This is a genomic window from Lysobacter sp. M2-1 (genome assembly GCF_022662495.1).
GTDB lineage: Bacteria > Pseudomonadota > Gammaproteobacteria > Xanthomonadales > Xanthomonadaceae > JAKPBU01.
This window is the reverse complement of sequence record NZ_JAKPBU010000005.1, coordinates 226460-251654: the sequence shown is the minus strand read 5'-3', so window position 1 is coordinate 251654 and position 25195 is coordinate 226460. Positions and strand designations below refer to the sequence as shown.

Annotated in this window: 28 protein-coding genes and 1 pseudogene; 14 read left to right on the top strand and 15 right to left on the bottom strand. The window is 67.0% G+C overall.

Annotated features, from left to right (window positions below; all coding sequences use genetic code 11):
- Positions 1–138: 138 nt before the first annotated feature.
- From MC375_RS12050 to MC375_RS12035, 4 genes and pseudogenes are all read left to right on the top strand, one after another.
- A complete protein-coding gene (locus MC375_RS12050; protein WP_242103637.1) occupies positions 139–552 on the top strand; it encodes a DoxX family protein in 414 nt (137 codons plus the stop codon).
- Positions 553–747: 195 nt separating this feature from the next.
- Positions 748–1848 (top strand): annotated as a pseudogene (locus tag MC375_RS12045) (PAS domain S-box protein); the annotation flags it as partial.
- Positions 1837–2238: a response regulator gene (locus MC375_RS12040; protein ID WP_345779286.1), complete on the top strand. Its 402-nt coding sequence runs from the start codon at positions 1837–1839 to the stop codon at positions 2236–2238. The pseudogene MC375_RS12045 and the gene MC375_RS12040, both read left to right, overlap by 12 nt.
- Before the next feature lie 169 nt (positions 2239–2407).
- Positions 2408–3013, top strand: a complete 606-nt coding sequence (locus MC375_RS12035; RefSeq protein WP_242103636.1) for a DUF1579 domain-containing protein — start codon at positions 2408–2410, stop codon at positions 3011–3013.
- A 112-nt stretch (positions 3014–3125) separates the two neighbouring features.
- Here MC375_RS12035 and MC375_RS12030 read toward each other — a convergent pair whose 3' ends face one another.
- Complete coding sequence (locus MC375_RS12030; protein WP_242103635.1) at positions 3126–3725, bottom strand: hypothetical protein; 600 nt, start codon at positions 3723–3725, stop codon at positions 3126–3128.
- Positions 3726–4015: 290 nt separating this feature from the next.
- Here MC375_RS12030 and MC375_RS12025 point away from each other — a divergent pair, with 290 nt between their 5' ends.
- Positions 4016–5401, top strand: a complete 1386-nt coding sequence (locus MC375_RS12025) for a PA2928 family protein (protein ID WP_242103634.1) — start codon at positions 4016–4018, stop codon at positions 5399–5401.
- Between the two features lie 38 nt (positions 5402–5439).
- Here the strand turns inward: MC375_RS12025 and MC375_RS12020 are convergent, their stop codons facing one another.
- A complete protein-coding gene (locus MC375_RS12020; RefSeq protein ID WP_242103633.1) occupies positions 5440–5709 on the bottom strand; it encodes a hypothetical protein in 270 nt (89 codons plus the stop codon).
- A 182-nt stretch (positions 5710–5891) separates the two neighbouring features.
- Positions 5892–6749, bottom strand: a complete 858-nt coding sequence (locus MC375_RS12015; protein WP_242103632.1) for a PA4780 family RIO1-like protein kinase — start codon at positions 6747–6749, stop codon at positions 5892–5894.
- Between the two features lie 282 nt (positions 6750–7031).
- On the opposite strand from MC375_RS12015, the gene MC375_RS12010 reads away from it, so the two are divergent.
- Together MC375_RS12010 and MC375_RS12005 are read left to right on the top strand one after the other, a co-directional pair.
- A complete protein-coding gene (locus tag MC375_RS12010; RefSeq protein WP_242103631.1) occupies positions 7032–7499 on the top strand; it encodes a YbaK/EbsC family protein in 468 nt (155 codons plus the stop codon).
- Positions 7500–7710: 211 nt separating this feature from the next.
- Positions 7711–8070, top strand: a complete 360-nt coding sequence (locus tag MC375_RS12005; RefSeq protein WP_242103630.1) for a hypothetical protein — start codon at positions 7711–7713, stop codon at positions 8068–8070.
- 69 nt (positions 8071–8139) lie between these two features.
- Here the strand turns inward: MC375_RS12005 and MC375_RS12000 are convergent, their stop codons facing one another.
- Positions 8140–8541 carry a glyoxalase gene (locus tag MC375_RS12000; protein ID WP_242103629.1) on the bottom strand — a complete coding sequence of 134 codons (402 nt, stop codon included), beginning with the start codon at positions 8539–8541 and terminating at the stop codon, positions 8140–8142.
- A gap of 115 nt (positions 8542–8656) precedes the next feature.
- On the opposite strand from MC375_RS12000, the gene MC375_RS11995 reads away from it, so the two are divergent.
- On the top strand, positions 8657–9247 hold the full coding sequence (locus MC375_RS11995) for a TetR/AcrR family transcriptional regulator (protein WP_242103628.1): 591 nt from the start codon (positions 8657–8659) through the stop codon (positions 9245–9247).
- A 74-nt stretch (positions 9248–9321) separates the two neighbouring features.
- On the opposite strand, the gene MC375_RS11990 is transcribed toward MC375_RS11995, so the two are convergent.
- Both MC375_RS11990 and MC375_RS11985 read right to left on the bottom strand, forming a co-directional pair.
- Positions 9322–9768, bottom strand: coding sequence for a hypothetical protein (locus tag MC375_RS11990; protein ID WP_242103627.1), 447 nt, complete (start codon positions 9766–9768; stop codon positions 9322–9324).
- Positions 9769–9888: 120 nt separating this feature from the next.
- Positions 9889–11286, bottom strand: a complete 1398-nt coding sequence (locus MC375_RS11985) for an aminotransferase class V-fold PLP-dependent enzyme (RefSeq protein ID WP_242103626.1) — start codon at positions 11284–11286, stop codon at positions 9889–9891.
- A gap of 81 nt (positions 11287–11367) precedes the next feature.
- Here MC375_RS11985 and MC375_RS17740 point away from each other — a divergent pair, with 81 nt between their 5' ends.
- The 3 genes from MC375_RS17740 to MC375_RS11965 all read left to right on the top strand — a co-directional run bounded on the left by MC375_RS17740 (position 11368) and on the right by MC375_RS11965 (position 14499).
- On the top strand, positions 11368–12417 hold the full coding sequence (locus tag MC375_RS17740; protein ID WP_345779285.1) for a sensor domain-containing diguanylate cyclase: 1050 nt from the start codon (positions 11368–11370) through the stop codon (positions 12415–12417).
- 159 nt (positions 12418–12576) lie between these two features.
- The gene (locus MC375_RS11970; RefSeq protein ID WP_242103625.1) at positions 12577–13077 is read left to right on the top strand and encodes a nuclear transport factor 2 family protein; all 501 of its coding nucleotides are present in this window, start codon (positions 12577–12579) and stop codon (positions 13075–13077) included.
- A 429-nt stretch (positions 13078–13506) separates the two neighbouring features.
- Complete coding sequence (locus MC375_RS11965; RefSeq protein WP_242103624.1) at positions 13507–14499, top strand: alpha/beta fold hydrolase; 993 nt, start codon at positions 13507–13509, stop codon at positions 14497–14499.
- 92 nt (positions 14500–14591) lie between these two features.
- On the opposite strand, the gene MC375_RS11960 is transcribed toward MC375_RS11965, so the two are convergent.
- Positions 14592–15524: an AraC family transcriptional regulator gene (locus MC375_RS11960; protein ID WP_242103623.1), complete on the bottom strand. Its 933-nt coding sequence runs from the start codon at positions 15522–15524 to the stop codon at positions 14592–14594.
- Positions 15525–15694: 170 nt separating this feature from the next.
- Here MC375_RS11960 and MC375_RS11955 point away from each other — a divergent pair, with 170 nt between their 5' ends.
- Positions 15695–16699, top strand: a complete 1005-nt coding sequence (locus MC375_RS11955; protein WP_242103622.1) for an aldo/keto reductase — start codon at positions 15695–15697, stop codon at positions 16697–16699.
- Between the two features lie 199 nt (positions 16700–16898).
- A complete protein-coding gene (locus tag MC375_RS11950) occupies positions 16899–17639 on the top strand; it encodes an SDR family oxidoreductase (RefSeq protein ID WP_242103621.1) in 741 nt (246 codons plus the stop codon).
- Positions 17640–17734: 95 nt separating this feature from the next.
- Here MC375_RS11950 and MC375_RS11945 read toward each other — a convergent pair whose 3' ends face one another.
- The 4 genes from MC375_RS11945 to MC375_RS11930 all read right to left on the bottom strand — a co-directional run bounded on the left by MC375_RS11945 (position 17735) and on the right by MC375_RS11930 (position 19603).
- On the bottom strand, positions 17735–18241 hold the full coding sequence (locus MC375_RS11945; RefSeq protein WP_242103620.1) for a DUF1801 domain-containing protein: 507 nt from the start codon (positions 18239–18241) through the stop codon (positions 17735–17737).
- Positions 18242–18272: 31 nt separating this feature from the next.
- Positions 18273–18683, bottom strand: coding sequence for a VOC family protein (locus tag MC375_RS11940; protein ID WP_242103619.1), 411 nt, complete (start codon positions 18681–18683; stop codon positions 18273–18275).
- Between the two features lie 29 nt (positions 18684–18712).
- Complete coding sequence (locus MC375_RS11935) at positions 18713–19162, bottom strand: helix-turn-helix transcriptional regulator (protein ID WP_242103618.1); 450 nt, start codon at positions 19160–19162, stop codon at positions 18713–18715.
- 90 nt (positions 19163–19252) lie between these two features.
- Entirely contained in the window at positions 19253–19603 is a 351-nt protein-coding gene (locus MC375_RS11930) for a helix-turn-helix domain-containing protein (protein WP_242103617.1), read from the bottom strand.
- 107 nt (positions 19604–19710) lie between these two features.
- On the opposite strand from MC375_RS11930, the gene MC375_RS11925 reads away from it, so the two are divergent.
- Positions 19711–20598 carry an NAD(P)-binding domain-containing protein gene (locus MC375_RS11925; protein WP_277929454.1) on the top strand — a complete coding sequence of 296 codons (888 nt, stop codon included), beginning with the start codon at positions 19711–19713 and terminating at the stop codon, positions 20596–20598.
- Positions 20599–20661: 63 nt separating this feature from the next.
- Here MC375_RS11925 and MC375_RS11920 read toward each other — a convergent pair whose 3' ends face one another.
- The 4 genes from MC375_RS11920 to MC375_RS11905 form a co-directional block, all read right to left on the bottom strand.
- Positions 20662–21189, bottom strand: coding sequence for a gluconate 2-dehydrogenase subunit 3 family protein (locus MC375_RS11920; protein ID WP_242103615.1), 528 nt, complete (start codon positions 21187–21189; stop codon positions 20662–20664).
- Between the two features lie 56 nt (positions 21190–21245).
- A complete protein-coding gene (locus MC375_RS11915) occupies positions 21246–22940 on the bottom strand; it encodes a GMC family oxidoreductase (protein WP_242103614.1) in 1695 nt (564 codons plus the stop codon).
- The gene (locus tag MC375_RS11910; protein ID WP_242103613.1) at positions 22937–23149 is read right to left on the bottom strand and encodes a hypothetical protein; all 213 of its coding nucleotides are present in this window, start codon (positions 23147–23149) and stop codon (positions 22937–22939) included. Before MC375_RS11910 ends, MC375_RS11915 begins: the two co-directional genes overlap by 4 nt.
- A 100-nt stretch (positions 23150–23249) precedes the next feature.
- Positions 23250–25067 (bottom strand): PHB depolymerase family esterase, encoded by a 1818-nt coding sequence (locus MC375_RS11905; RefSeq protein ID WP_242103612.1) that lies wholly within the window; start codon positions 25065–25067, stop codon positions 23250–23252.
- Positions 25068–25195: the final 128 nt, after the last annotated feature.

Genomic DNA, 25195 nt, shown 5'->3' with positions numbered 1-25195 from the left:
CGTGCCCCGGAGCGGCGCCTACGCGCGTAGAATCGAACCCGGACGGCTCTGCGTCGAACCGTTCGCACCAGGCACAGGGGGAGCCGACGCAGGACGGACCCATTCGCGATAATCGGCCGGCAGGCCGGGGAGGCGACCATGCGTTACACCCTGTTCCTGAAATACAAGGATGGGCTGCTGCTTTGCGCCCGCATCCTGCTGGTGATCCTGTTCCTCAAATTCGGCTTGGGCAAGCTGACCAGCTTCGCCAGCACCGCCGATTACATGGCCTCGACCGACCTGCCGGCGCCTTCGCTGATGACGATCATCGCGGTGGCGGTAGAGCTGGGTGCAGGCATCGCGATTGCGGTGGGCTTCTACACCCGCCCGCTCGCCCTGCTGCTTGCGTTCTACACCCTGCTCGCTGCAGTGATCGGTCACCCGTACTGGAACATGCCGGCGACCATGCAGTACGACGGCATGATCAACTTCTACAAGAACTTCAGCATCGCCGGCGGGCTGCTGCTGTTGATCGTGGCCGGGCCGGGACGCTATTCACTGGACAAGCGGTAAGGACGGCTGCCGCGCTGAGCGCCGGGGATCGAAGCCAGCCAACCCCGACGCGATGCTTTGAGCCGGGAGCGAGCCGGCGCACCCGGTATCGTCGCATGATCGGCTCCGCCTTCCGTTCCTTGCCCAAACGCCACCTTCACTGCCCGTCGACGCCCCGCTGCTAGGGTGCGCCGCTGGCAGTTGACGGGGGGCGACATGGGGCTGGACTCGATATCGAAGCTGGACGAGTCGCGTCAGTTCCAGATCCTGATCAACGGCGTCGTCGATTACGCGATCTACCTGCTCGACCCCACCGGCACCATCTCCAGCTGGAACACCGGCGGCGAACGCATCAAGGGTTATACGGCGCGGGAAGTCCTGGGCCGCAACTTCTCGATCTTCTACACCCCCGAAGACGTCAACAACCGCGAGCCGGAACGGGCACTGCGCACCGCTGCGGCCGAAGGCAGGTACGAGCGCGAAGGCTGGCGCGTACGCAAGGATGGCACCCGGTTCTGGGCCAGCGTGATCGTCGATCCGATCCACGATGGCGAACAGTTGATCGGCTTCGCCAAGGTCACCCGCGACATTTCCGAGCGGCGTGCCGCAAGCCTTGCGCTGCAGGAGGCGCAGGAAGCCTTCATGCAGTCGCAAAAGGCCGAAGCCGTCAGCCGCCTGACGCTGGGCCTGGCGCACGATTTCAACAACATCCTGACCGTGATCACCAATTCGCTGGACCGGATCGTGGCCGGCGCCGGCGACGTCGAGAAGATCGCCCGCTCGGCCGACGTCGCCCAGCGCGCCGCGGACCGCGGCGCGCTGCTCACCAAGCAACTGCTCGCGTTCTCCCGTGGCGACCTCACCCGCGCCAAGGTCCAGGACCTCAACGCGGTGATCACGGCCAGCGAACCGCTGCTGCGGCGCGCCTGCGATGTCAGCATCCAGCTCACCTTCGATCTCGAACCCGGTCTGCCACGGGTCGCAATCGATGCCACCCAGGTCGAGGCCGCCCTGCTCAACCTGGTGATCAACGCCCGCGATGCGATGCCGAACGGAGGCCAGATACAGGTCACTTCCCGCGTGCGAACCACCGCCGGCGGCACAAGCAGCGTGGTGGTCGGCGTGCGCGACAACGGCAGCGGCATGAGCGCCGACGTGGTGGCCAGGGCGATGGATCCGTTCTTCACCACCAAGGCCGTAGGAAAAGGCAGCGGGCTCGGACTGAGCCAGGTTTACGGCACCGTGTCGCACCTGGGAGGAACGGTGGCGATCGACAGCACACCAGGCAAGGGGACGAACGTGACGATGGCATTTCCGGTGGCGGCAACCGTCCGCCCTGACGAGAGCGCGAAGCTGGTGAAAGTGCTGATGGTCGATGACGACAAACCGATCCTCGACGTCGTTTCCGAGGCGCTTACCGACCAGGGTTATTGCGTGATCACCGCAAGCAACGGCGACGAGGCGCTGGAGAAGATCCAGAACGACGCGAGCATCGATATTCTGTTTTCAGACGTCGTGATGCCGGGGCTGTCGGGCGTGGACCTGGCCCGCAGGGCGGCCGACATCCACCCCGGGCTGAAGATCGTGCTGGCGTCGGGCCATGCCGAGAGCTGGATCGAGGGCCTGCCGCAGGGCGTGGATTTTGTCGCCAAGCCCTATCGCCTGGGCGAAATCCTGCAGTCCCTTTCCAGGCACGTGGCCGCCTGAGGGCGCTGCGGCGGCCGGGTGGGGGTGATCCCAGCAGGCTGCACGCATGCGTTCGCTACACACCTGGGACAAGGCCTGTTCTATCCAGCTTGCCGTCAATCCCGACCCGCCCGCCTGGGCGCATACTCCCGCGCGCAGTCCACCCTTTGACAGCTCGAGGAGGCTCCGCATGATCCGCAAGCACCCGCTTTTCGCAACCCTCACGGCTCTGCTGCTGGCCGGGCCAGCCATGGCGCAGGAAACCGCCGCGCCGCAGATGACGCCGGAAATGCAGGCCATGATGGCCGCGTACCAGAAGGCAGGCACGCCCGGCGCCGAGCACAAGCAACTCGCTTCGATGGCCGGCAGCTACGACCTCACCATCAAGAGCTGGAACGAGCCGGGCGCGGAACCCAGCACCGAAGCCGGCACGGCCACTCGCCGCATGATCCTGGGCGACCGCGTGCTGGTCGAGGAAGTGACCTCACAGATGATGGGCCAGCCCTTCACCGGCCAGGGCCTGCACGGCTTCGACAACGTCACCGGCAAGCACTGGGCGACGTGGAACGACAGCATGACCACCGGCCTGATGGTCAGCCAGGGCAGCTGCGACGCCCAACTCGCCTGCACCTACACCGGCACCTACCACGATCCCGTGACCAAGCAGCCGGTGACGACGCGCATGACCAGCCGCTGGAGCGACAAGGACACCGAGGTATTCGAGATGTACGCGCCCGGCCCAGACGGCAAGGAAGCGAAGATGATGGAGATCACCTACAAGAAGCGCGCGCAGTAAATCGCGACGCCGGTGCCGGAGACCGCGTCCTTGCCGGATGCAGGCTCCGGCTCTGGCCTGTTGCCCTGTATTCCGGTTGTTCCACGGCTCGTTTTGTTCCGGACCCGTTCCGTTAGCGTGTTCCCATCCGCACGGCGCCACACTGGCCTGTTCCGCGCACGGCCTGTCGCCAGCCCGTCGACGTATTCAACGCGACGTCGGCATAGGTGGAGAACGCGGAGGGCGCGACGTCACCGCTGCGATGCACCGGCATCGCACCGAGCTGGTTGATCGTGTCCAGCGAGAGCGCATGGGTCGGGCCACTGGGCTGCGACTGCGACATCAGGCATCCCGTCGCCTCGTTGGCAGCCGCGCGCGCCGCGGCAGCTGCTTCGACAGCCGCTCCAGCGGCGGAGTTTGCGGCCTGCAGCGCCTTGTCGCCATACGCCAGCGACGGATTCGATTCGACGGCATTCGCGACGGCCTCGGCGGCGGCCTGCGCCTTGCTGGCGGCTTCCTCGGCCCGCTCTGCTGCGGCCTGCGCCGCTGCCGGATCGCAGGCGGCCGCGGCACGCTGCGCGTCGGCGGCGGCGGCCTCGGCATCGAAACCCGCACTGATCGCCGTCTCGGTTTGCTGCGCTGCTTCGTCCGCAGTGTGCGCTGCATTTGCTGCATCCGCAGCGCCCGACGAGCCGGAAGTCGCGCCGGAAGCGCCAGAGGTGGAATCCGTCATGAAGAAGCATCTCCTTGAAGGTGGACATCACGGCCGCCGATAGTCGCGACCGGCAGAAATTCGCAGTCGGCTACCTTAACGACCATGCGCAGGCCCTTGACCTAGGGTGTGCTCCAGGTTGTGCCGGACGCTTTTCCGAGTGTGCCCCCGCACGCGCGTCGCGTCTCGCGCATCCGGGTGTGTGAGGGCAAAGCTCGCGCAGCTGTCCTGCAGCGCACGACGACTCCGTTGTTGTCCACCATGGCGGATGCAGATCGATATTTCCACGGCACGATGCGCGGAGACCACCCATGAACCCCGCGCTGGGCAGGTTGCTGGCGGGGGTGGGCGTCATCGCGCTGGTCGTGCTGGGTTCGCTCGGGCTCCTGCTGTTGCGCGAAGGCGATGACGCGGAGCTGCGCGAGTTGCTCACCACCGGCGAGGTGCGCGAACTGCAGCCGGCCCTGTTCCAGTCCGCACCACTGCGCACGGCCCAAGGCGGCGCCGATCGCGTCTACCTGATAAGCAGCCAGCCCGAAACCATTACCCGCATCGCAGATCGGCGCAGCCGCAGGCCCTCGCGACGCGAGCTGCTGCATTTCGACCTGTGGGCCATCGACCCAACCACGGCGACGGTGGCTTGGCGCAAGCGCCTGCGCACGCTGGAAGGCGCGCAGCGCGCGGGCGTCGACCTGCGCAGCTTCGATCTGCTGGGCGTGGATGGCAGAACCCTGTGGCTGACCCTGGATGGGCCGCTGGGCGTATCGCTGGTCGATGGCAACGTGGTCGCTGACGGCGCCCGCATCGATGCAGCCAATCCGGCCATGGCCGGCAAACGCGTCAACGATCCCGGCTATATCGCCTTCGGCAGGCACGGTCTGCAGCTCACCCTGTCCGACGCCAGCCAGTGGCGCATCGACGCGAACGGCCTGCGTGCGGCCCCGCGCGACACGCCGGTGCGCGACCCACGCGGCATCGTGCCGCCGGCCGATTACGCGCGCGGCGCCTCCTCGACGTTCATGACCCGTGCGCTGCCCATCGGCGAGCGCTGGCTGGGCCTGATGACCGAGCAGGAAGCCGAGCTGTATCGCAACCCGCCGGTGGTGCCCGGGCGCGCGCCCGGTGAACGACCCGGCGCGATGCAGCAGTTTCTGGAGGCCAATCACGTGCCTCCCCCGCTCCACCAACCAGCTCCGCAGCCGTATCGACTGTGGGCCGCGCGCGTCGTGCGGGTGTCGGCCGCACCGCCGGACTGGCCCCGGGAATGGCCGGACAACTGGGGCACGCGGCCACAGTTCAGCGCTTACGAGGTTTTGCCGGACGCGCCGGGTTTCCTGCGCGCCGGCCTGCTGCGCGACAGCGGCAAGCACGACCAGGCATTGTGGTACCGGCAGCCCGACAGCGTACTGGTGCTGCACGCTGACAAACTGGGCAAGGAAGGCCGCCTGCAGCTGACCCGGGTCTCGGGCCCGGTGGGCAAGCCGGTGTGGAGCGTCGTGCTACCGATGGATGACCTGCATGCGGTCATGCCCAAAAAGCAGGATCTGGTGCTGCTGGGCAGCGAGCCGCCTCCTGCGTCTGCGGATCAGAAAACGACGGGCCAGGGGCCGCACCTCAAACTGGTTCGCGTCGACGCTCGCACTGGTGGAACTAAAACACTCGACCTGACCGCGAAGAGCCTCGAGCAGTCCAAGTGACCCCGCCTGCCCTGCTCCTTCTTTCGATTGCCGACCATCTAGACGCGATGCAGCGGTATCAGCAAAGCCGAAAGTTTGTCCTCTTCCAGCATGCGCCGCAGGCGCATCTCCACCCGTTCCAGGTCGGGCAGGTGTTGGGGCGCATACAGCGAATACGTCACCCCACGGCTGCCGCTGGAGACCGTATCCCGCCCCACGCTCACCTCGGACGTCCCGCAGCAGCGCCGCCACAGGCTCTGCAATGCCGCGGGCCCGATGCTCTGGCCGTTACCCAGCGTGAATTTGAACATGGCGATCTGGTGCTGCATGCAGTCTGACTCCGTTGGGCGTGCGCCAGTATGCGCCCGCAGCACCGGACAAGGCCGTTTCCAGGCGTCTGGGAACAAAAAGAGGGCGGAACAGCCCGTTCGGGTTCATTTTCGGCGCATGGGCCGTCGGAACGGGCGCACCGAACGCCCGCGATCCAGTCCGCACGCCCCCAACCGTCGTCTCAAACCTCCTGCGCCGCAGCCTCGCGGCCCTGCTGGCGGATCAAGGCCTCTTCGCGCGCATCGTTGATGGCGTGACGCACGCCATCGATATCGGGCGCCGATTCGTCATGCGCGAACTCACCGGTCAGCTCGCTGTCCGGCCGCAGCGCGCCGGCCTCGAACAAGGCCCACATCTCCTCGCCATACCAGGTCTCCAGCAATTCCGGCGCCCAGGCGCCCAGGCTGGCGGTGAGATTGTTGACGTCGCGCAGCAGCATCGTGCGCGCGGCGTTGTTTCCGGCGGCGCTGACCACCTGCGGCAGATCGATGATCACCGGGCCATCGGGCGCAACCAGTACGTTGTATTCCGACAGATCGCCGTGGATCAGGCCTATGCATAGCATCTTCACCACCTGCCGCATCAGAAAGCGATGGAAACCGCAGGCCTGGTCGTGCGAAAGCTCCACCTCGCCCAGCCGCGGCGCGGAATGGCCATCGGCATCCACCACCAGCTCCATCACCAGCACGCCGTGGAAGTAGCCGTACGGTTCGGGCACCCGCACGCCAGCGTCGCGCAGCTGGTACAGCGCTTCCACCTCGGCGTTCTTCCAGGCGGTCTCCTGCTGCTTGCGTCCGTACTTGGTGGCCTTGCCGATGGCACGCATTTCACGGCTGCCGCGCACCTTCCGGCCTTCCTGGTACTGCACGCGCTGCTGGAAGCTGCGCTGCGCCATGTCCTTGTAGACCTTAGCGCAGCGCACGTCCTCACCGCTGCGTACCACGTAGACCGACGCTTCCTTGCCGCTCTTGAGCGGACGCAGAACGGCGTCGATCACGCCGTAGTCGATCAGCGCCTGCAGCGCGGCGGGGGTCTTCATGGGCACCTGGGGGAAAAGCGGGGGCGGCATTCTCGCATTGGTGGACGTGCCCCTGCGTCATGGGACCAAGGGACCTGCCGAGCAACGGTCGTGGTGAAATCGGGCAATGCGATCGCAGGGCGGCGCGACGCGCCGGGACGGATCTGACCCACAGGAGTATGCTGTGTCTGCGGCTGCGCACCTGCCCGCGCAGGCCGTCGCGATGCGACGCCGGATGCGCGCATCCACCCACCAGACGGCACCGCGACGCGGGATGGCCAGCGGTACCGAACGGAGGCGAGCATGCTCTCCCCGCGCCTGCACCATTTCCTCGACGAGCGCCATGCGCCCTACACCGCGCTGACCCACCACCGCACCATCACCGCCCAGCAGACCGCGCATGCGGCCCATGTCGGCGACCGCAATTTCGCCAAGACTTTGATGCTCAAGGTCGATGGCAGCCTGGCGATGATGGTGATGCCGGCCGCATATCGCGCCAACCTCACCCGCCTGTCGCGCGCCCTGGGAGGCGCGGTCGTCGAACTCGCGGAGGAAAACGAGTTCAAGGACGCATTTCCCGATTGCGAAGTCGGCGCGATGCCGCCGTTCGGCAATCTCTACGGCATTCCCGTGTACGTCGATGCACGCCTGACCGGCGAGGCCGAGATCGCGTTCAACGCCGGTTCGCATACCGATGCGGTACGGATGCCCTACGCAGAGTTCGAGCGGCTGGTCCAGCCTGAACTGCTTTATCTCGCGCATGTGATGTGACACAGGCCGATCGCGGCGCCGGTGCCGGCGCTGCGATCCGTCGCTCCACATCCGGGTTGCGAAAGGAAGACGCCGTGGCGGGTCTGATCGCACCCTGCCCTGTTCCTGCGCACGCCAGTGCTCCAACTGAAACGACGACCTGTGCTCTGCCGTGGCCGGCGCGCACGCGGAGATGCGTTTTGTTGGCGAATCCGCTGCGAGGAACCCCGTCGTGTCCGAACGCTTCATCAAGATCGCCGCCCTCTACCTGGTCTTCGGCGCTGGCCTGGGCATGTACATGGGCATGTCGCAGGACTTCAGCCTGACCCCGGTGCATGCGCACGTGCTGCTGGCCGGGTGGCTGACGCTCGCCATGGCGGGAGTGGTCTACCGTGCCTACCCTGCGGCCGCAGGCACGCGCCTGGCCGTGGCCCACTTCTGGCTGCACAACCTCGGCCTGCCTGTATTCATGGCCGGCCTCGGCCTGATGGTCACCGGCAAGGCCACGCTGGAGCCGGTCATCGCCGCGGGCGCAAGCGCGGTGCTGATGGGCCTGGTGTGCCTGGCAATCAACCTGTGGCGGCGGCTGTGACCGATACGGTTTCCTCGACCGCCAACGGCTGACGATCCCGAAACCTGGCAGGGCAGGCCCTATCCTGCCCTACGCAGATCGCGGAGGCGCATGCGCAGCGTGCGTCCATTCGCACAGGTGGAGCAGCACGCCCGAAGGATCGTGCACGAACGTCACGATCGCCCCATACGGTTGCAACTGGGGTGGCTGTACACGCGCGCCGGCAAACCGGTTGCCCTGCAGCACGGACGCCACGTGTCGATGCCAGGCCTGCGCGTCGGCCACGGTCAGGTGCAGCATGCAGTTCTCTGCCACCTCCTTGATGTAATAGTCCTGGATGTAGAAGTGCTGCTGGTCCGCAAGTGTGACCAACGCCAGTCCGTCCGCGACATCCCGGGTTTCCCAGCCCAGGCCGGAATAGAACCGCTTGCAGAGCGCGAAGTCCCTGGCGGGAATGAACGGGCGAAGATCGGAGACTTTCAGGTTGGGCATGGGCCTGTCCGGACGCATGGGGAAGCTGGCAGCCGCGACGAGGTATCGTCGGCTGGCACACGGTAGCAAGTGGAACGGCGCAGTTTCCGGACAATCGACGGCATCTGTCCGCCCGATGCCGTGGGACACTGCCGGCATGGGCCAGGCTCCGCATGACCTCGATCCCCGTAGGCGCAGGACCCGCGAGTCGCTGCAGTCCGCCTTCACCCTGCTGGCGCAGCAGCGGCGCTACCACGAGATCCGCATCGACGACATCCTGAAGGCGTCGGGGGTGAGCCGCTCGACCTTTTACGAACACTTCGCCGGCAAGGATGCCCTGCTCGCTGCCAGCATGGATGGCGCACTTTCGCTGCTCGCCGATCTGCCCGCGGGCAAGGCGAGCGTGCCGCAGGTTGCAGCTTTGCTCGCGCACTTCTGGGACAACCGCGCCCTGGCGCGCAGCCTGCTGCAGGGCGCCGCGCTGCGGGTGATCCGCAGCGCGCTGATGCGCCAGGTGGAAGACCGACTCAAACTCGCCGGGAGCGCCCGCTTGCGGCTTCCCCGCCGGCTGGCCGCGCACGCCCTGGCCGATGGCATGTTCTCGCCGATCGTGGCCTGGCTGTCAGGTGAGGCCGCGTCCAGCCCGGCCGATCTCGCCGCAGCGCTGGCGACATCCTCGCAGGCGATGCTCGGGGGGATGCGTACCGTACTGCACCTGCGACAGTAGTCTGCGTCGGGATCTCCATGATTTCACTGCCATCTTCATGGATACCTCCATGCACACGACTGCGTCTTTCGGTCTTATCGCTCCGGGTCACCAGCCATGATGAAGGCACTGACCGCCACGCCCTCCGGAACGGAGACGACGACCTTGACCGCGCTGTCGCTGTCCCAGAACGCGCCACGCTCCGCGTGCGGCGGAGGGCACTCGCGCGATGCGCCACGCGGCGGTGGATAGGCATCGAAGACACGCAGCGCGCGTCCGCTCCGCATTTCATGGATCCTCAAGGCAGCGTCGCGGCGTCTGCCCACCCGCTTCCACGCGTCGATCCGGATCGCACCGGGCCTGCGTACGACTTCGACCTCGCCCCTGACCAGCTCGACGTGGATGCGATCGATCGTTGCCGGCCCATGGGTCGTTAACCAGAACGGCTCCGCATGCTCCGCGATGCCTCTTCCGACGGGCAGCACATGGGCAAAGACCGGTGATGCAAGCACGAAAAGCAGGGCAAGCGGTGCGAACGCCATGGGCGGGGCCGCGGGATCGGGAGTCGCGCCCAACCTATGGCGGATGCAGTCCTATGGATATCCGATTCTTGCGCCTCCCGACGGCAGTGGCCGGCACGGCCGCGGCCTTGCGCAGTTCGATCAGCGTCGCGCGCGCAGCTCGCGGAAGACGCGCAGCATCGCGGCAGCACTGACGTCGACGTCGGCCTCGCTGGTGGCCCAGTTCGAGACCGAGATGCGCATGGCGGCCAGGTCGTGCCAGGTGGTTCCGCTGGCCCAGCACGTGCCATCGAGCTGCACGCCGGTAATGACTTCGCGGGTGAGCGTGTCGTCGTCGCCGAAGCGCACCAGAACCTGGTTCAGGACGACGTCGTTGAGGATGCGCACGCCCGGTTCGCCTCCCAGTACGGCAGCGAACTGCCGGGCGCGGGCGCAACAGCGATCGACGAGGTCGGCGACGCCATCGCGTCCCAGCGCGCGCAGCGTCGCGTAGACCGGTATGCCGCGCGCGCGACGCGAGAATTCCGGCACCCAGTCCACCGCGTCGCGTTCGGCGCCGCGGGTCTGGATGAGGTAGGCCGCGGCGACGGTCATCGCTGCGCGCTGCGCTTCGGCATGGCGCACGATGGCCACGCCGCTGTCGTAAGGCACGTTGAGCCACTTGTGCGCATCGGTGGCCCAGGAATCGGCCAGTTCGATACCGTCGGCCACCCCGCGCCGTTCCGCGCTGGCGCGCACCCACAGTCCGAAAGCGCCGTCCACGTGCATCCATGCCCCGTTCATGCGCGCGAGTTCGCCGATCTCGGCAAGCGGATCGAAGGCACCGGTATTCACGTTGCCGGCCTGCGCGCAGACGATGGTCGGCCCCTCGAGTGCGGACAGCACCTCGCCCAGGCGATCGGCGCGCATCCGGCCCTGCCCGTCGGCCTCCACGCGGACCAGCGCACGCGTGCCCAGGCCAAGGTAGCGCAGTGCCACGTCGAGCGTAATGTGCGCATCCTCCGAGGCGACCACGTGGATGCGCGGCGAACCGTTCAGCCCCTCGGCTTCCACGTCCCAGCCTACCCTGCGCAATACCTCGTGGCGGGCTGCCGCAAGACAGGTGAAATGCGCCATCTGGCAGCCGGTGACGAACCCTACCCCGCTGCCGCGCGGCAGATCGAACAGTTCAAGCAACCAGCGGCCCGCGATTTCCTCCATCGCTGCCGCCAGCGGGGAGATCACGTGGATGCCGGCGTTCTGGTCCCAGGTCGACACCAGCCAGTCCGCCGCCAGCGCCACCGGCAGCGAGCCGCCGATGACGAAGCCGAAATAGCGCGGTGCGGCGCAGCCGGAAACGCCGCGCTGCGCCTGTTGCGCAAGCAGATCGATCACCGCGCCGGGGTCCTCGCCATGCTGCGACAACGGCGCGTCCAGCGCGGCGATCATCTCCTCGCGACCGGCCCGTGCGCCCACGAAGCGGTGCGGCAGTTCGCGCAGGAAATCGCTGGCATGCGCATGCGCGCGGGCGAGCAGCGGATCGAAGGGATCGGTGGACATGGCGGCTCCCGAGTGGTCGATCGGCGACAGTGACCCATTGTAGGTGGCGCCGCGGCGGCCGCGGCAAGTGCACTCCGGCCTGTGTTTCGCCGCCTGTCTCTCCCCAAAACCGCTCGGAATTACCGCTCGATCCTTGGTCCATCGACGTCAGCGATGAAGCCTGCCTGCACGCCACGCGCTAACATCACCGTCCATCTTCGCGACGCTACAGCCGGGGACGACGTCTCCGGCAATCCCATGCACTCGAAGCTGCCTCCGCTTGCCGACGTCCTTCACCTGATGCCCGATGCGGTGTGCGTGGTCGACGCCGAGGGATACTTCCTGTTCGTCAGTGCGAGCTTCGAACACATCTTCGGCTACACCCCCGACGAAGTGCTGGGTTTGCGGACGTTCGATCTGGTTCATCCGGACGATCGCGCGGCCACCGTTCAATCCGCGAACCAGGTCATGGAGGCAGGACTGCAGCAGCATTTTCGCAATCGCTACATCCACAAAGACGGTCACAGCGTGGACATCCAATGGTCTGCGCGATGGCTTCCCGACTATGGTGTACGCATCGGTGTAGCCAGAGAAGTGACCGAACTGCGCCGCGCGGAGGAAGCCCTCGAGCATCTCGCGGCCCACGACGCGCTGACCGGGCTGCCCAACCGGCACCGGCTGCAGCGCGAACTGCAGTACGCAATGGCGCACGCCGCGCAGACGGGCGATGGCCTGGCCCTGCTCTATCTGGACCTTGATGGGTTCAAGGAAGTCAACGATCGCGGCGGCCACGACGCCGGCGACCGCCTGCTGCGCGAGGTCGCACAGCGCCTGCAGCAGGCGCTGCGCCAGGGTGATCTCGTGGCTCGCGTGGGTGGCGACGAGTTCATCGCGCTGCTGCCCGGTTGCCGCGACGCCGAATGCGCCCGCGTCCTGGCCAACGCGCTCCGTGCCCGCCTGAACCCGCCCTTCCAACTGGCCGATGGTCAGTTGCATCTGGATGTCAGCATCGGGATCGCCTGTTTTCCCGCAGACGGGAGCGACCCGGACGCCCTGGTGGCGCATGCCGACCGCGCGATGTATGCGTCCAAGCGCATGCGGTCGCGGGGCGGTGACGCCGACCTGGATCGTGACATCGCCGCGGACGGCTGAAATCGCGCAGGGCCTGCTCAACCCCTTGGGTGCGCCGTCCCGGATGGCGCCCCGGGCTTGTTCGCCGCCATGGCCGATCGTCGACGACCGGCGCGTTCACGCAGTGCGTTAAGCGTCCGCATCCGCACCCCGCGCCCTCAGACGCTGGAAGGATTTCCCATGCACATCCTGAAACAAGCGGCACTGCTTTGCTGCGGCCTGCTGGCATTGGCGGCGGCGTCCATCGTCTCGGCGGGCGATGATTCATCGCCCGACGCTACCTTCCGTGCCGGCACCGCCCAGTGGATCGCGGCCTACAACGCCGGCAATCTCGACCGGATCCTCGCCCTGTATGCCGAAGACGCCATGGTTATGCCGCCGGACGCTCCCGCCGCCAGCGGTCACGCAGCCATTCGAGAATTCCTGAACAAGGACATCGCTTCGTCCAAGGCCGCGGGTATCACTCTCTCCGATCTCAGCAGCGGCTCGACAACCGGGACATCGGGCGATCTCGGCTGGCATACCGGCACCTTCGCGGTACTCGATGCGAACGGCAAAACGGTCGTTACCGGCAAGTACGCAGAGATTTGGCGACGGGATGGCGGCAAGTGGATGATCATCCGGGATATGTGGAACAACGATGCCCCGGCCGCTGCTGCGGCAGCTCCCGCCATGCCCTAGGACACGCCCAGGACAGACCTGGAACCAGCCGCTCGTAAGGCGGGCCAGGCCCTCCTTACCGGCGTTTCCCCTGTTATGGATGGCCGCCGCGGCGCCCTACGTCAGGTCCGCCTGCCATCGTCCGTCGATACCAGTGATCCGAACTGCGCCCGCAGTTCGTTCATCCGAGCCGCGTCGATGTCGATGCGCAGGAAATCGGGCAAATGCGCATGCGCGCGGTCGACCGGAAGGCCGATCGGCGACAGTGACCCATTGTAGGTGGGGCGGCCAAACGGCTCGGAAATCCGGAACCGGGATAACGGTCCAGGAGGTGGCCAAATATGACGTCCGAGGTCATGGCGGCATGACCTGCGAGGGCATTGCCGGCATGCAAGGCGACGCCCAGGCTTGCGGCCCTCCAACATGCCGCCTCCGGCAAAGGACACGACGATGCTTCGCAGGGATTTTCTCGCCATTGCCGGCGCCGCGCTCGCGGCTGGAGCGATGCCCAAGGCCCTCGCGCACACGCGCGATGCCACGACAGCCGCCGCGCAAACCGGCAGCGGTCACCCCTTCGATATCGTCGCGTTCCGCGCCGCGCGACGCCATGTGCGCACCGCAATGGGCAATATCGCCTGCGTAGAACACGGCCGCGGCGATGCGGCGCTGTTCCTGCACGGGTTTCCGCTCAGCAGTTTCCAGTGGCGCGGTGCGATCGAGCGGCTGTCGCCGTACCGCCGCTGCATCGCCCCGGATTTTCTCGGCCTCGGTGAGACCGAAGTCGCCGAAGGTGAGGGCGTGGCGCCGAACGACCAGGTGGCGATGCTGATCGCCCTCCTCGACGCCCTCGGCGTCCCCGCGGTCGACGTCGTCGCCAGCGACAGCGGCGGCGCGGTCGCGCAGCTGCTGCTGGTGCGCCATCCGCAGCGCGTGCGCTCGCTGCTGCTAGCCAACTGCGATACCGAAACCGATTATCCGGTGCAGGCGCTGCAGCCGGTGATCTCACTGGCGAAGGAAGGCAAGTTCGTCGACCGGTGGCTCGCGCCCTGGCATGCCGACAAGACGCTGGCACGTTCTGCCTACGGCATCGGCGGCCTGTGTTATGTCGACCCGGCACATCCGACCGACGATGCAATCGACGCCTATCTGGCGCCGCTGCTGTCCTCGCCACGGCGCAAGGCGCTGGCCAACGCCTACGCAATCGCGCTCGAGCCCAACCCGCTGGCCGGCGTCGAACACGGGTTGCGCCAGCGCCGTGCGCCCGTGCGCATCGTCTGGGGCATGGCCGACGACATCTTCTCGCCCAAGGCTGCCGACTATCTGCATCGCACCGTGGGTAACTCGCGGGGCGTGCGCGAACTGGCCGGCCGCAAGTTGTTCTGGCCCGAAGAGCTGCCGGACGTCATCGCCGAAGAAGCGCGTCTGCTGTGGGGCGTGGGCTAGACCCTCCATCCCCGAGACTGCCTCGCCCATGCGCACCCAGCGTCGCGCCAGCCCGCTGGACCTCGGCGGGACCATGGCGCAGCGGGCCGTAGCTATCCGCCTTCCATTCGCATCGCCTCGATCTCGCGCCGGGGCGGCGCGCCGAACAGGCGGCGGTATTCGCGGCTGAATTGGGACGGGCTCTCGTAGCCGACGCGATGGCCGGCGGCGGCGGCTTCCAGGCCGTCGACCAGCATCATTCTTCGCGCTTCCTGCAGCCGCAGCTGCTTCTGGAACTGCAAGGGCGACATCGCGGTCGCCGCCTTGAAACGCGCATGCAGCGACGAAGGACTCATGTGCGCAGCCGCTGCGAGCTCGTCGATGCGCAGAGGCTCGGCGTAACGCTGCTTCAGCAGTTCGATCGCGCGCGCCACGCGTTGCGACGGACCATCGATCGCGCACAGCGCGCGCAGGCGCTGGCCCAGTTCACCGGTCAACACGCGGTAGTGGATCTCGCGCAGCGCCAGCGGCGCCAGCACCGCGGCTTCCTCAGGAGTATCGAGCAGGCGCACCAGCCGCAGCACCGCGTCGAGCAGCGGTGCGTCGGTGCGGGCGAGGAAAAGTGCGCGCTGCCTTCCGGCGTCGCCCGATGCGGGCGATCCGATCTGTGCCTGCAGTTCGTTCACCTGGGCGGCATCGATTTCGATGCGCAGGCACAGGTAAGGCAGCTCCGGCGAGGCATCGATGATCTGACCGGTCACCGGCAGGGTCATGGACACCACCAGATAATGCAGCGGGTCGTAGACATAGACCTCGTCGCCCAGCAGGGCGTGCTTGCAGCCCTGCACCACCACGCACAGGCTGGGGTGATAGACCGAAGGCAGCGGCTGCGAGGGCGCGCTGGCACGGATCAGCGACAGGGCCCCGATCACGCTGGGATGCACGCCATCGCCGGGCGCATTTCGGGCAACCCGGTCCGCCAGCTCGACGCGTTGCGCCTCCAGCGCCGGGTGCACCGGCACCACGCGGGAATCCCTGTCAATCATGGAGTTAGCGCCTTCGCCACGGGAGCCTGGATTATGCGCCGAGGCCAGGCGCGTGCGCGCTGCCGGTCGTCTCCCTGGAGGATCGTGCAAGCATCGGGGAGCAATGGACTAACGCCATCTGGACCACGGCGCCTACCGTGTCCCTACCCCGCTGCCTCCAGGAAACCACCATGACTGCCACCGATTTCCCCCGCCGCACCCTCGGCCGCCAGGGCCTCGTCGTCTCTGCGCTCGGCCTGGGCTGCATGGGCATGTCCGACTTCTACGGCGACAGCGAAGAGGCGACCAATCTCGCCGTACTGAACCATGCGCTCGACATCGGCGTGAACTTCCTCGACACCGCCGATATGTACGGCATCGGCGGCGCCAACGAAAAACTGCTGGCGAAGTTGCTGCGCACGCGCCGCGATGAGGTGGTGCTGGCGACCAAGTTCGGCAACGTGCGCGGCGAGGACGGCGCTTTCCTCGGCATCGACGGCAGCCCGTCGTACGTGGCCGCGGCCTGCGACGCCAGCCTGAAGCGGCTGGGCGTCGAGCATATCGATCTGTACTACCAGCATCGCGTCGATCCGAAGGTTCCGGTCGAAGAGACCGTCGGAGCGATGTCGCGTCTGGTCGAGGCCGGCAAGGTGCGCCATCTCGGCTTGTCGGAGGCTGCCGGCGAAACCGTTCGCCGCGCCGCGAAAGTGCATCCGATCGCCGCGCTGCAGAGCGAATACTCGCTGTGGACGCGCGATGTCGAGGGCGATGCCCTGCCCGTCTGCCGCGAACTCGGCATCGGATTCGTGCCGTACAGCCCGCTCGGGCGCGGCTTTCTCACCGGCGCCTTCAGGAAGCCGGACGATATCGCCGAGAACGACTGGCGGCGCCAGAACCCGCGCTTCCAGGACGCGAACTTCGCCCAGAACCTGGCGCTGGTTGAAGCGGTCACCGAACTTGCACAGGACCGCGGCTGCACGCCGGCGCAGCTGGCCCTGGCCTGGCTGCTTAATCGCGGCGACGACATCGTGCCGATCCCCGGCACCCGCCGGATCGAGCGCCTCGATGAGAACGCCGGCGCCGCGCGGATTGCGCTCACCGACGTCGAGCAGGAACGTATCGACGAAGTGCTTTCGCAGCACGATGTCGCCGGCACGCGTTATCCCGAAGCGGGGATGGCGACGGTGAATGCCTGACGATCGCGTGCGACCGCGCCTCGATTTTCTGTAGGAGCGCCACTTCGGCGCGACCCGGTAAACCGCCAAGCCGTCGCGCCTCTGCACGCTCCGCGCTTGTTCCGTCTTCTCGGGGCGAGGAGCACAAGACATTCCATTCGGCTGACCGCCAACCAGCGGCAAGGCCTCGCTCACCTATCGAAATCCAACGGAGATCCCTATGAACGATATCCAGGGCAAAGTCATCGCCATCACCGGCGCCAGCAGCGGTATCGGCGAAGCCACCGCGCTGCGCCTGGCCGGCGAAGGCGCCAAGCTCGTGCTCGGCGCACGCCGCACCGACCGCCTCGAAGCACTGGTCGCGAAGATCCGCGAGCAGGGCGGCCAAGCCGTCTTCCAACCGCTCGACGTGACCCGGCGCGACCAGGTGGAAGCCTTCGTCCGCTTCGCGCTGGACACCTACGGCCGCCTCGACGTGATGGTCAACAACGCCGGCCTGATGCCACTCTCGCGTCTGGACGCGCTGAAGGTCGACGAGTGGGATCGCATGATCGACGTCAACATCAAGGGCGTGCTGTACGGCATCGCCGCCGCGCTGCCGGTGATGCAGGCGCAGGGCCGCGGCCAGTTCGTCAACGTATCCTCGGTGGCTGGCCGCCTGGTGTTTCCCACCGCGGCGGTGTACTGCGCCACCAAGTTCGCCGTGCATGCGCTCTCCGACGGCCTGCGCCAGGAAGTCGGCGAGAACATCCGCGTCACCACCATTGCACCCGGGGCGACCGCCTCCGAGCTTGCCGAGACCATCTCCGATCCGGAGGTGAAGCAGGAAGTGATCGACGTCTTCCGCAAGAACGAAATCCCCGCCGACGCCATCGCCCGCGCGATCGCGTTCGCGATCGGCGAGTCGCGCGAGGTGGATGTCAACGAGATCGTGGTAAGGCCGACTGCACAGGCCTATTGAGTGTGCGTCAGCGCCTTGCATCGCCGACGCGCCACCGCCGCCCGGAGTGGGAGCTTCGACGACCCGCCTCGGGGTGCGCAGTATGCGCTCAGCCCTCAGCCCATCGCTTTCTTCACGAGCGCACCGATCTTTGCCTCGACGGCCGATGTCAACTCCTTCAGCGCGAAGGAGGTCGGCCATAGGCCGCCTTCGTCGAGGTTCGCCGCGTCGCTGAACCCGAACGTCGCATACCTCGATTTGAACTTGTGCGCGCCCTGGAAGAAGCAGACGACCTTGCCGTCCCTGGCGTAGGCGGGCATCCCGTACCAGGTCTTGGCCGAAAGCCCTGGCGCACTGGCCTTGATGAGTGCATGGAGCCGCCTGGCCATGGCGCGATCGGGTTCCGGCATCGCGGCGATCGCCGCGAGCACGGCGCTTTCCCCGGCCGCATTGTCTGCGCCACGGCGCGCCTCGGTCTTCAGCTCCCGGGCGCGCTCCTTCATCGCAGCTCGTTCCTCGTCCGTGAATCCCTCGGCCTTCTTGCGGGGCGCGCTGGAGCTCTTGGTGGCCTGCTTCGTCGCCTGCCTGGTCGCGTTCTTGGCACTTTGGGCACTCTTGGTCATGCTCCGTTCCCTCTCGTTACTCACTGGCGGCTCAGCGCAGTTCGTTGATGCGGATGTGGTTGCCGGCGGGGTCGCGAAAAGCGCAGTCGCGGACTCCGTAGGGCTGCTCGGTCGGCTCCTGGATGACCTCGGCATCGCTGGCCTGCAGCCTGGCGAAGGTGCCGTCGAGGTCGGCGGTCGCCAGGATGAGCATCGCGTAGGTCCCTTTGGCCATCATCTCGGCGATAGTGCGGCGCTCGTCGTCGGTGAGGCCCGGCGTTGCGGCCGGCGGGTGCAGGACGATGGAGGTGCCGGGCTGGCCCATGGGACCGACCGTGATCCAGCGCATCCCCTTGTAGCCGACATCGTTGCGGACCTCGAAGCCGAGGGTGTCGCGATAGAACGCCAGGGAGGCATCCGGGTCGCTGTGGGGGAGGAAGGTCGAGTGGATGGTGATGTCCATGACGGTGGAGCTCGCTGCGGGAGGGGCCGTCATGCTAGATCCGGCTCGGGCGTCGGCGCTTCTCGATTCCTGACCGGTCTGCTCACCTGCTTGGCCACGCACGCCGGCATGCCTGCCGTCGCCGACGCCGCCTGGAGCCGATAGACACTGGGCGGCACGCCAACCAATTCCGTGAAGCGGGTACTGAAAGTCCCCAGCGACGAGCAACCAACGGCAAAGCAGACCTCGGTGACGCCGATGTCGCCACGGCGCAGCAGCGCCATCGCGCGCTCGATGCGCCGCGTCATCAGATAACTGTACGGCGATTCGCCGAATGCGAGCTTGAACTGGCGGCTGAGATGCCCGGCCGACATGTGCACGCCGCGTGCGAGCGCCTCGACGTCCAGCGGCTGCGCGTAGTCGCGGTCGATCCGGTCGCGCACGCGGCGCAGCCGGACGAGGTCGCGCAAGTGATGCGCCGTGGGGGCTTCGCTGGTCACCGGCGCGATCGTCCCATGTCGCAACGGGGCGCTCAAGGCACCGGGAACACGGAACACCACGACGTCAGGCCGCGCACGTCGATAATGGTGTCAGGAGCCGGCGGTATCTGCGCTTGCCTGTGCGCGCTGCGCCTCGTAGCGCTCGCCCCAGTCCGCGAGCGGAGCCATCGCTTCGACGAGCGAGATGCCCAGCGGGGTGGCGGAGTATTCCACGCGTGGTGGCACCTCCGGGAACGCGACACGATCGACCAGGCCGTCGGATTCCAGCTCGCGCAACTGCTGGATCAGCATCTTCTCGCTGATGCCTGACAGCAGACGTTTGAGCTCGCCGAAACGCCGCGACTGCGAAAGCAGTTCACAAAGGATCACCGCCTTCCACTTGCCACCGACCACTTCCAGGGCCGGGCCCATACCGCAGCCATAGGGTTTGTTCGCGGGCATGTCCAATACTGACGTTCTGGTATGTACCTGACTTTATCGTACGTACTTGCGATTGCGGAAGCGGATCGCATGATGTTTGCAGCCACCCGACTGCTTGAGGCGAAACGATGAACGAAGTGACGGTAATTGGACTCGGTGCCATGGGATCGACCATCGCGCGGCTGCTGCTGGACGCCGGCCTGGAGGTGACCGTGTGGAACCGCAGCGCCGACAAGGCAGAGGCACTGGCGCGCGCTGGCGCGACGGTGGCGCCAACGGTCGAGGCGGCGTTGCGCGCAAGCCCGATCGCGGTGATGTGCGTCTACGACTACCGCGCCGCCGATGCGATCCTGGGCGCGCCCGGCGCAGCCGACGCGCTGGCCGGGCGCGTGCTGGTGCAGCTCACCACCGGCAGCCCCGAGGAGGCGCAGGCGGCGCTCGCATTCGCGACGTCGCACGGCGCGCGCTACCTGGACGGTGCCATCCAGGCCGCGCCCAGCCAGATGGGCCAGCCCGATACGCCACTGCTGCTTTCGGGCGAGGAAGCAGCACGGCACGAGGTCGAACCGGTCCTGCGGGCGCTCGCAGGCAACGTGGTGTACCTGGGCGAGGCGATCGATGCGGCCGCGACGATGGACCTGGCGACGCTGTCCTACGTCTATGGCGCCTTCGCAGGATTCCTGCACGGCGCCCGGTTGGCGGAGGCTGCAGGCCTGGACGTCGCCGCGTTCGGTCGTATCGTCAACCAGATTTCGCCCAGCTTCGGCGCGTTCTTCGAGCACGAGGGCGGCGTGATCCAATCGGGCGATTTCGCCATCACCGAGAGTCCGCTGCGCATCTCGATCGAGGCCACGCGGCGGATCCTGCAAAGCACGCGTGCTGCCGGAGTCAACCCGGAGTTTCCTGCTTTCGTGGCCGGCTGGTTCGATCGTGCAGAGGCGGCTGGCCTGGCCGACCTGGAGGCGGCAGCGCTGATCGAAATCCTGCGCGAGAAGCGGACACTGCAGGCTGCCTGAAGCCGTCGAGGATCTCGTCCTTCGGACACGGATTGCGAAGGCCCGCTCCTTCGCGTATCGCCATCACCCCCAGGCCGGCTGCCCGGGCGCGAGCGGCACGCATCCCTGGTAGCGCCCCGGAATCGGCACGTAGCGCGTCGCCCGGGTCATTCCGACCTCCGAGGTGAAGTAGCTGGTGAGCGCGAGTTCGCGCACGGTCGAGTACCAGTGCGCGTCTCCCGCCGGCCGGGCCGCGGCGTCGGTCTCGCGCAGCAGGCGCTCGCGGTCGGCCCGGGGCAGCGATTCGAACGAGCCGCCGGCAGCGCGGCATGTCGCCCGGAACGCCCGCAGCCCGGCCGTAACGCGCTGTTGCACGTCCGGCGTCCTGCAATCGGCGAGCAGCAGTGCCATCGTCGCGCCCACGCCCGCTGATTTCGCGCCCGGCGAGGCCGCGGTGTCTGGCAGCAGCGTGTCGGCGATGTCTTCGAGCAACGCCTGGTCGTCCTGCGCGGATGCGCGCGATGCCGACGCCGTATCGCGTCCATCGGGCGCGCACCCGGCCAGCAGGCCAGGAACGGCCAGCGCGCCCATCAGGGCTGTTGCGGCCTTCATCAGCGCCTCGCGCCGGGTCATCGGAACGCTCGCGCCCGTGCGGGATTCCAGATCGCTCACAGGTTCTGCCTCCCGAGTTCGTCGACCGCATGATCCACCGCGCGCGCGGTGAGCGCCATGTACAGCAGCGAAGGCGACTGGTTGCCGGTGGAAGTCATGCATGCGCCGTCGGTCACGAACACGTTGGGACACGCATGCAACTGGTTCCAGCGATTGAGCAGCGAGGTCTCCGGGTCGCGCCCCATGCGGCAACCGCCCATCTCGTGGATGTCGCGGCCGGGAAACCACTCGCGGTTGTCGCTGGTCTGGATGTCGCGACAGCCGGCGACGTCCAGCATTTCGGTGGCCTGGGCGCGCCAGTCGCTGATCATCCGCTCGTCGTTCTCGTCGTACTCGACCGAGGTCACCAGCTGCGGGATGCCCCATGGGTCCTTGCGCGTTTCGTGCAACCGCACGTGATTGGTTTCCTTCGGGATCGTCTCGCCCTGCAGATAGGCGTAGATCTTCCACGGCCCCGGGCGCGCCTGCGCGTCCTTGTACGTTCCACCCACGCGGTCGGGCGAGTCCGCACCACGGTCGCGGTAGGCGCCGGTGAAGGTGGTATAGCCGCCGACGAAACCGGCGTCCTGCTGCCCCAGGTTGCGGAAGTTGGGAATGATGCATTCCGAGGGCCGGCGGCCGAAGTAGTAACTGTCCTCGTAACCCTCCACCGTGCCGCCACCCCCGGCGCGATAATTGTGGAAGGCGACGTACTTGCCGAGCAGTCCGTTGTCGTTGCCCAGCCCGTGCGGGAATCGCGACGAGACCGAGTTCAGCAGGATCAGCACTGAATTCAACGCGGATGCATTCACGAACACGATGCGCGCGCGGTACTCGGTGACCGCATGGGTATGCGCGTCGATTACCCGCACGCCGGTCGCCCTGCCCCTGGCGTCGTCGTACAGGATCGAATGCACCACCGCATCCGGGCGGAGCGTGAGATTTCCGGTCTTCGCCGCCCACGGCAGCGTGGACGAATTGGAGCTGAAGTAGGCGCCGAACGGGCAACCGCGCCAGCACAGGTTGCGCGACAGGCAGGCGCTGCGTCCCTGCTCCAGGTGGATCGGCTCCGGTTTGGTGAGGTGCGCCCAGCGGCCGTGCACGACATAGCGGTTGCCGTAGTGGGCGCGGATCTTGCGGCCGTAGTCCTCCTCGACGCAGTTGAACTCGAACGGCGGCAGGAATTCGCCGTCGGGCATCGAATCGATCCCGTCGCGGGTGCCGCACACGCCGATGAACTTCTCCACGTGCGAATACCAGGGCGCCACGTCCTCGTAGCCGATCGGCCAGGCGATGCCGTAGCCCTGGCGTTCGGGCGCGGTGAATTCGTACGGGCTCCAGCGCTGGCAGGCACGCCCCCACATGATCGACTTGCCGCCGACCTGGTAGCCGCGGATCCAGTCGAACGGCTTCTCCTGCACGTAGGGGTGTTCGCCGTCCTTGACGAAGAAGTGCACTACGTCCTCTGCTGCGATCTTGGCCAACACCGGGTTCTCGTCCACCAGCTTGCGCGTCAGTGCGCCGCGGTGCGGCAGTTCCCAGGGGGCCAGGGTCGCGGTGGGATAGTCCTTGATGTGTTCGACATTGCGGCCGCGCTCCAGCACCAGCGTCTTCAGGCCCTTCTCGCACAGCTCCTTCGCCGCCCAACCGCCGGAAATGCCGGAGCCGATGACGATGGCGTCGAACGTCGTGTCGCCGGCCGTCGTGGTCATTTCGCTGGCGTGGAGACAAGATTGCGGAACGCGACCGGCCCGTGGTCGCGCTGCGGCGCGTGGATGTCGATATCCCGGCATTCCAGGAGCGCGTCGCCCGCGGCGCCGGTTTCCGTGGCCGCGCCGGCGGGGTCGCAAGCCAGGCCAAGGGCGGGCAATGCCGATGTCGGGTGCCGGTCCATGACGCTTCTCCGGTCGTAGGCGCTCAAGATACCAAGCTACTCGTCTCCTTTCGAGCTTCGAAGATCCCATTCCACGAGGGATCGGTTTTCTCCGTCCAACACGTGCCAAGGTGTTCGCAACTGCAGATCAGGGCGTGTAGGTCACCGTCAGCTTGGCACTCGTGCCATGTCCGATCCACAGATGGCTGGTCGCGTTCTGGTCGGCGGTGAAGCGCAGGCGCAGCTGGGTACGTCCGCCCTTGTTGACCGCGGCAAGTCCAGGAGCCGAGAACACGTTGCTCGTCTGGCTGCCGCCGGAGAACGGCAGCAATTGCGCGACTCCTGTGGCGACCGCGGCATAGGCCCAGTCGGCGGCTTCGGCGGCGCATCCACCCATGCAGCCCCTATGCACGTCGACCACAAGCGTGTTGCCAGCCGGATTCGACCACGGATCGCCGTATGCACTGCCATAGGCCACATCCAGCCTGGCGGACGTGACGGTGGCGCCGTCGGGGATCGCCGAAGTGTCGAACGAGAGCAGCGCGCGGTTGAACTTCCCGTCGGCGCCACGGCCGATCGCCAGGCCATAGACCGATTCCAGGGTGCCGACGGCCGGCGCGCTGCCTCCGCTGCCCGCCTTCACATAGCCGTCGTTGCCATCCTCGTTGTCGAAGACGACCGTGACCGGCGTTGCGCCGCCCGATCCACCGCTCACGACGACGTTCACCTGCGCCGACGTGCCGACATTACCGGCCAGGTCGAGCGCCTTCGCCTGCAGCACGTGCGGCCCGTCGCTGGCATTGGATGAATTCCAGGTCATGGCATACGGCGCAGCGGCGTCGCTGCCGAGCAGGTTGCCGTCTAGCAGAAACTCGACATGGTCCATACCAATGTCGTCGCTCGCCGTCGCGCTGACCGCGACATCGCCGCTGACCGTGGCGCCCTCGGAGGGAGCCGTCAGCGACACGCTCGGCGCAACGCCATCGAGGTTGTCCAGGCCCCAGAACCGCCCGATGTAATAGCTCGAGCAGATGTTCGCGTCGAGGATATAAGCGCCGGCCACGCCGCACTGGGTTTCACCGGTGCCCGGGTCCACCGGCGTTCCGTGGCCCATGCCGCTGATCGTGTAGGTCTCCACCAACGGTTGCCCTGCAGCGTTCTTGTAGAGCCTGTGCGGATAGCCTGCGACGGTATCGGACACGTCTGCGACCTGGTCGATGCCATGGACATCGGTCCACTGCTCCATGCTCTCGGTCAGATTCATGGGGCGGACGGTGTAGTCGGCGTCGCCGTGCCAGATCGACACCAGCGGCCATGGCCCGGTCCATGACGGATATGCGGCGCGCACCCTGTCGCCCCACTGGGCGGGCGCGAGGTTCGTCCCCGGATTCATGCAGCTGAAGGCTGCGCTCTGCGTCGTCGCGCAGCGATACGGCAGGCCAGACAGGATCGCTCCTCCGGCGAACACGTCCGGGTAGGCCGCCAGCATCGCCGCCGTCATCGCACCGCCCGCCGATAGGCCCGTCACGTAAACCCGCGACGGCGCGATGGCGTGGTCGGCGATCATGCGGTCGACCATCTGCTTGATCGACAGGGTCTCGCCCTGCCCGCGCGCCGTGTCGCCCGATTCGAACCAGTTGAAACAACCGCTGGAATTGTTGGCGCTTTGCTGCTGCGGCAGGACCAGCGCGAACTGCCAGCGATCGGCCAGCATCTGCCAGCCGGTCTCCGCGTCGTAGCTGGACGCGCTCTGCGCGCAGCCGTGCAGGGCCACGACCAGCGGCGAGTTCGCCGGCAGCCCTGCCGGTACGTACTTGAACATCCTGAGCGCGCCGGGGTTGCTGCCAAATCCGGTGACTTCGGACTGCGCCAATGCGGGCGCCTGCAACGCCATCGCCATCAGCAGGAACAGCACGCGCATCGACTGGATCGTGCGGTGCCAGGAACGGCGTGCGCTTGTCGACATCGTTGGCTCCCAGGACCTGGATGGCCCAAGTGGGCCACGACGATCGACGACGCGGCATTGGTCGAAGGGGAAAGCTGCAGTGCAGCAAAACGCTTGGGCTCACTCCCCTCCAGTCGGAAGCGCACTCT

Coding starts and splice junctions, on each gene's coding strand:
- MC375_RS11990 (WP_242103627.1), bottom strand. CDS start 9,768: ATGGCGTTCGCACCGCTTGCCCTGCTTTTCGTGCTTGCATCACCGGTC.
- MC375_RS11925 (WP_277929454.1), top strand. CDS start 19,711: ATGAACGAAGTGACGGTAATTGGACTCGGTGCCATGGGATCGACCATC.
- MC375_RS12025 (WP_242103634.1), top strand. CDS start 4,016: ATGAACCCCGCGCTGGGCAGGTTGCTGGCGGGGGTGGGCGTCATCGCG.
- MC375_RS11965 (WP_242103624.1), top strand. CDS start 13,507: ATGCTTCGCAGGGATTTTCTCGCCATTGCCGGCGCCGCGCTCGCGGCT.
- MC375_RS11970 (WP_242103625.1), top strand. CDS start 12,577: ATGCACATCCTGAAACAAGCGGCACTGCTTTGCTGCGGCCTGCTGGCA.
- MC375_RS12000 (WP_242103629.1), bottom strand. CDS start 8,541: ATGCCCAACCTGAAAGTCTCCGATCTTCGCCCGTTCATTCCCGCCAGG.
- MC375_RS11995 (WP_242103628.1), top strand. CDS start 8,657: ATGCCGTGGGACACTGCCGGCATGGGCCAGGCTCCGCATGACCTCGAT.
- MC375_RS12010 (WP_242103631.1), top strand. CDS start 7,032: ATGCTCTCCCCGCGCCTGCACCATTTCCTCGACGAGCGCCATGCGCCC.
- MC375_RS12035 (WP_242103636.1), top strand. CDS start 2,408: ATGATCCGCAAGCACCCGCTTTTCGCAACCCTCACGGCTCTGCTGCTG.
- MC375_RS11940 (WP_242103619.1), bottom strand. CDS start 18,683: ATGGACATCACCATCCACTCGACCTTCCTCCCCCACAGCGACCCGGAT.
- MC375_RS11930 (WP_242103617.1), bottom strand. CDS start 19,603: ATGCCCGCGAACAAACCCTATGGCTGCGGTATGGGCCCGGCCCTGGAA.
- MC375_RS12040 (WP_345779286.1), top strand. CDS start 1,837: ATGGCATTTCCGGTGGCGGCAACCGTCCGCCCTGACGAGAGCGCGAAG.
- MC375_RS12050 (WP_242103637.1), top strand. CDS start 139: ATGCGTTACACCCTGTTCCTGAAATACAAGGATGGGCTGCTGCTTTGC.
- MC375_RS11960 (WP_242103623.1), bottom strand. CDS start 15,524: ATGATTGACAGGGATTCCCGCGTGGTGCCGGTGCACCCGGCGCTGGAG.
- MC375_RS11950 (WP_242103621.1), top strand. CDS start 16,899: ATGAACGATATCCAGGGCAAAGTCATCGCCATCACCGGCGCCAGCAGC.
- MC375_RS11955 (WP_242103622.1), top strand. CDS start 15,695: ATGACTGCCACCGATTTCCCCCGCCGCACCCTCGGCCGCCAGGGCCTC.
- MC375_RS11915 (WP_242103614.1), bottom strand. CDS start 22,940: ATGACCACGACGGCCGGCGACACGACGTTCGACGCCATCGTCATCGGC.
- MC375_RS11905 (WP_242103612.1), bottom strand. CDS start 25,067: ATGTCGACAAGCGCACGCCGTTCCTGGCACCGCACGATCCAGTCGATG.
- MC375_RS11945 (WP_242103620.1), bottom strand. CDS start 18,241: ATGACCAAGAGTGCCCAAAGTGCCAAGAACGCGACCAGGCAGGCGACG.
- MC375_RS11985 (WP_242103626.1), bottom strand. CDS start 11,286: ATGTCCACCGATCCCTTCGATCCGCTGCTCGCCCGCGCGCATGCGCAT.
- MC375_RS12030 (WP_242103635.1), bottom strand. CDS start 3,725: ATGACGGATTCCACCTCTGGCGCTTCCGGCGCGACTTCCGGCTCGTCG.
- MC375_RS11920 (WP_242103615.1), bottom strand. CDS start 21,189: ATGAAGGCCGCAACAGCCCTGATGGGCGCGCTGGCCGTTCCTGGCCTG.
- MC375_RS12020 (WP_242103633.1), bottom strand. CDS start 5,709: ATGCAGCACCAGATCGCCATGTTCAAATTCACGCTGGGTAACGGCCAG.
- MC375_RS12015 (WP_242103632.1), bottom strand. CDS start 6,749: ATGAAGACCCCCGCCGCGCTGCAGGCGCTGATCGACTACGGCGTGATC.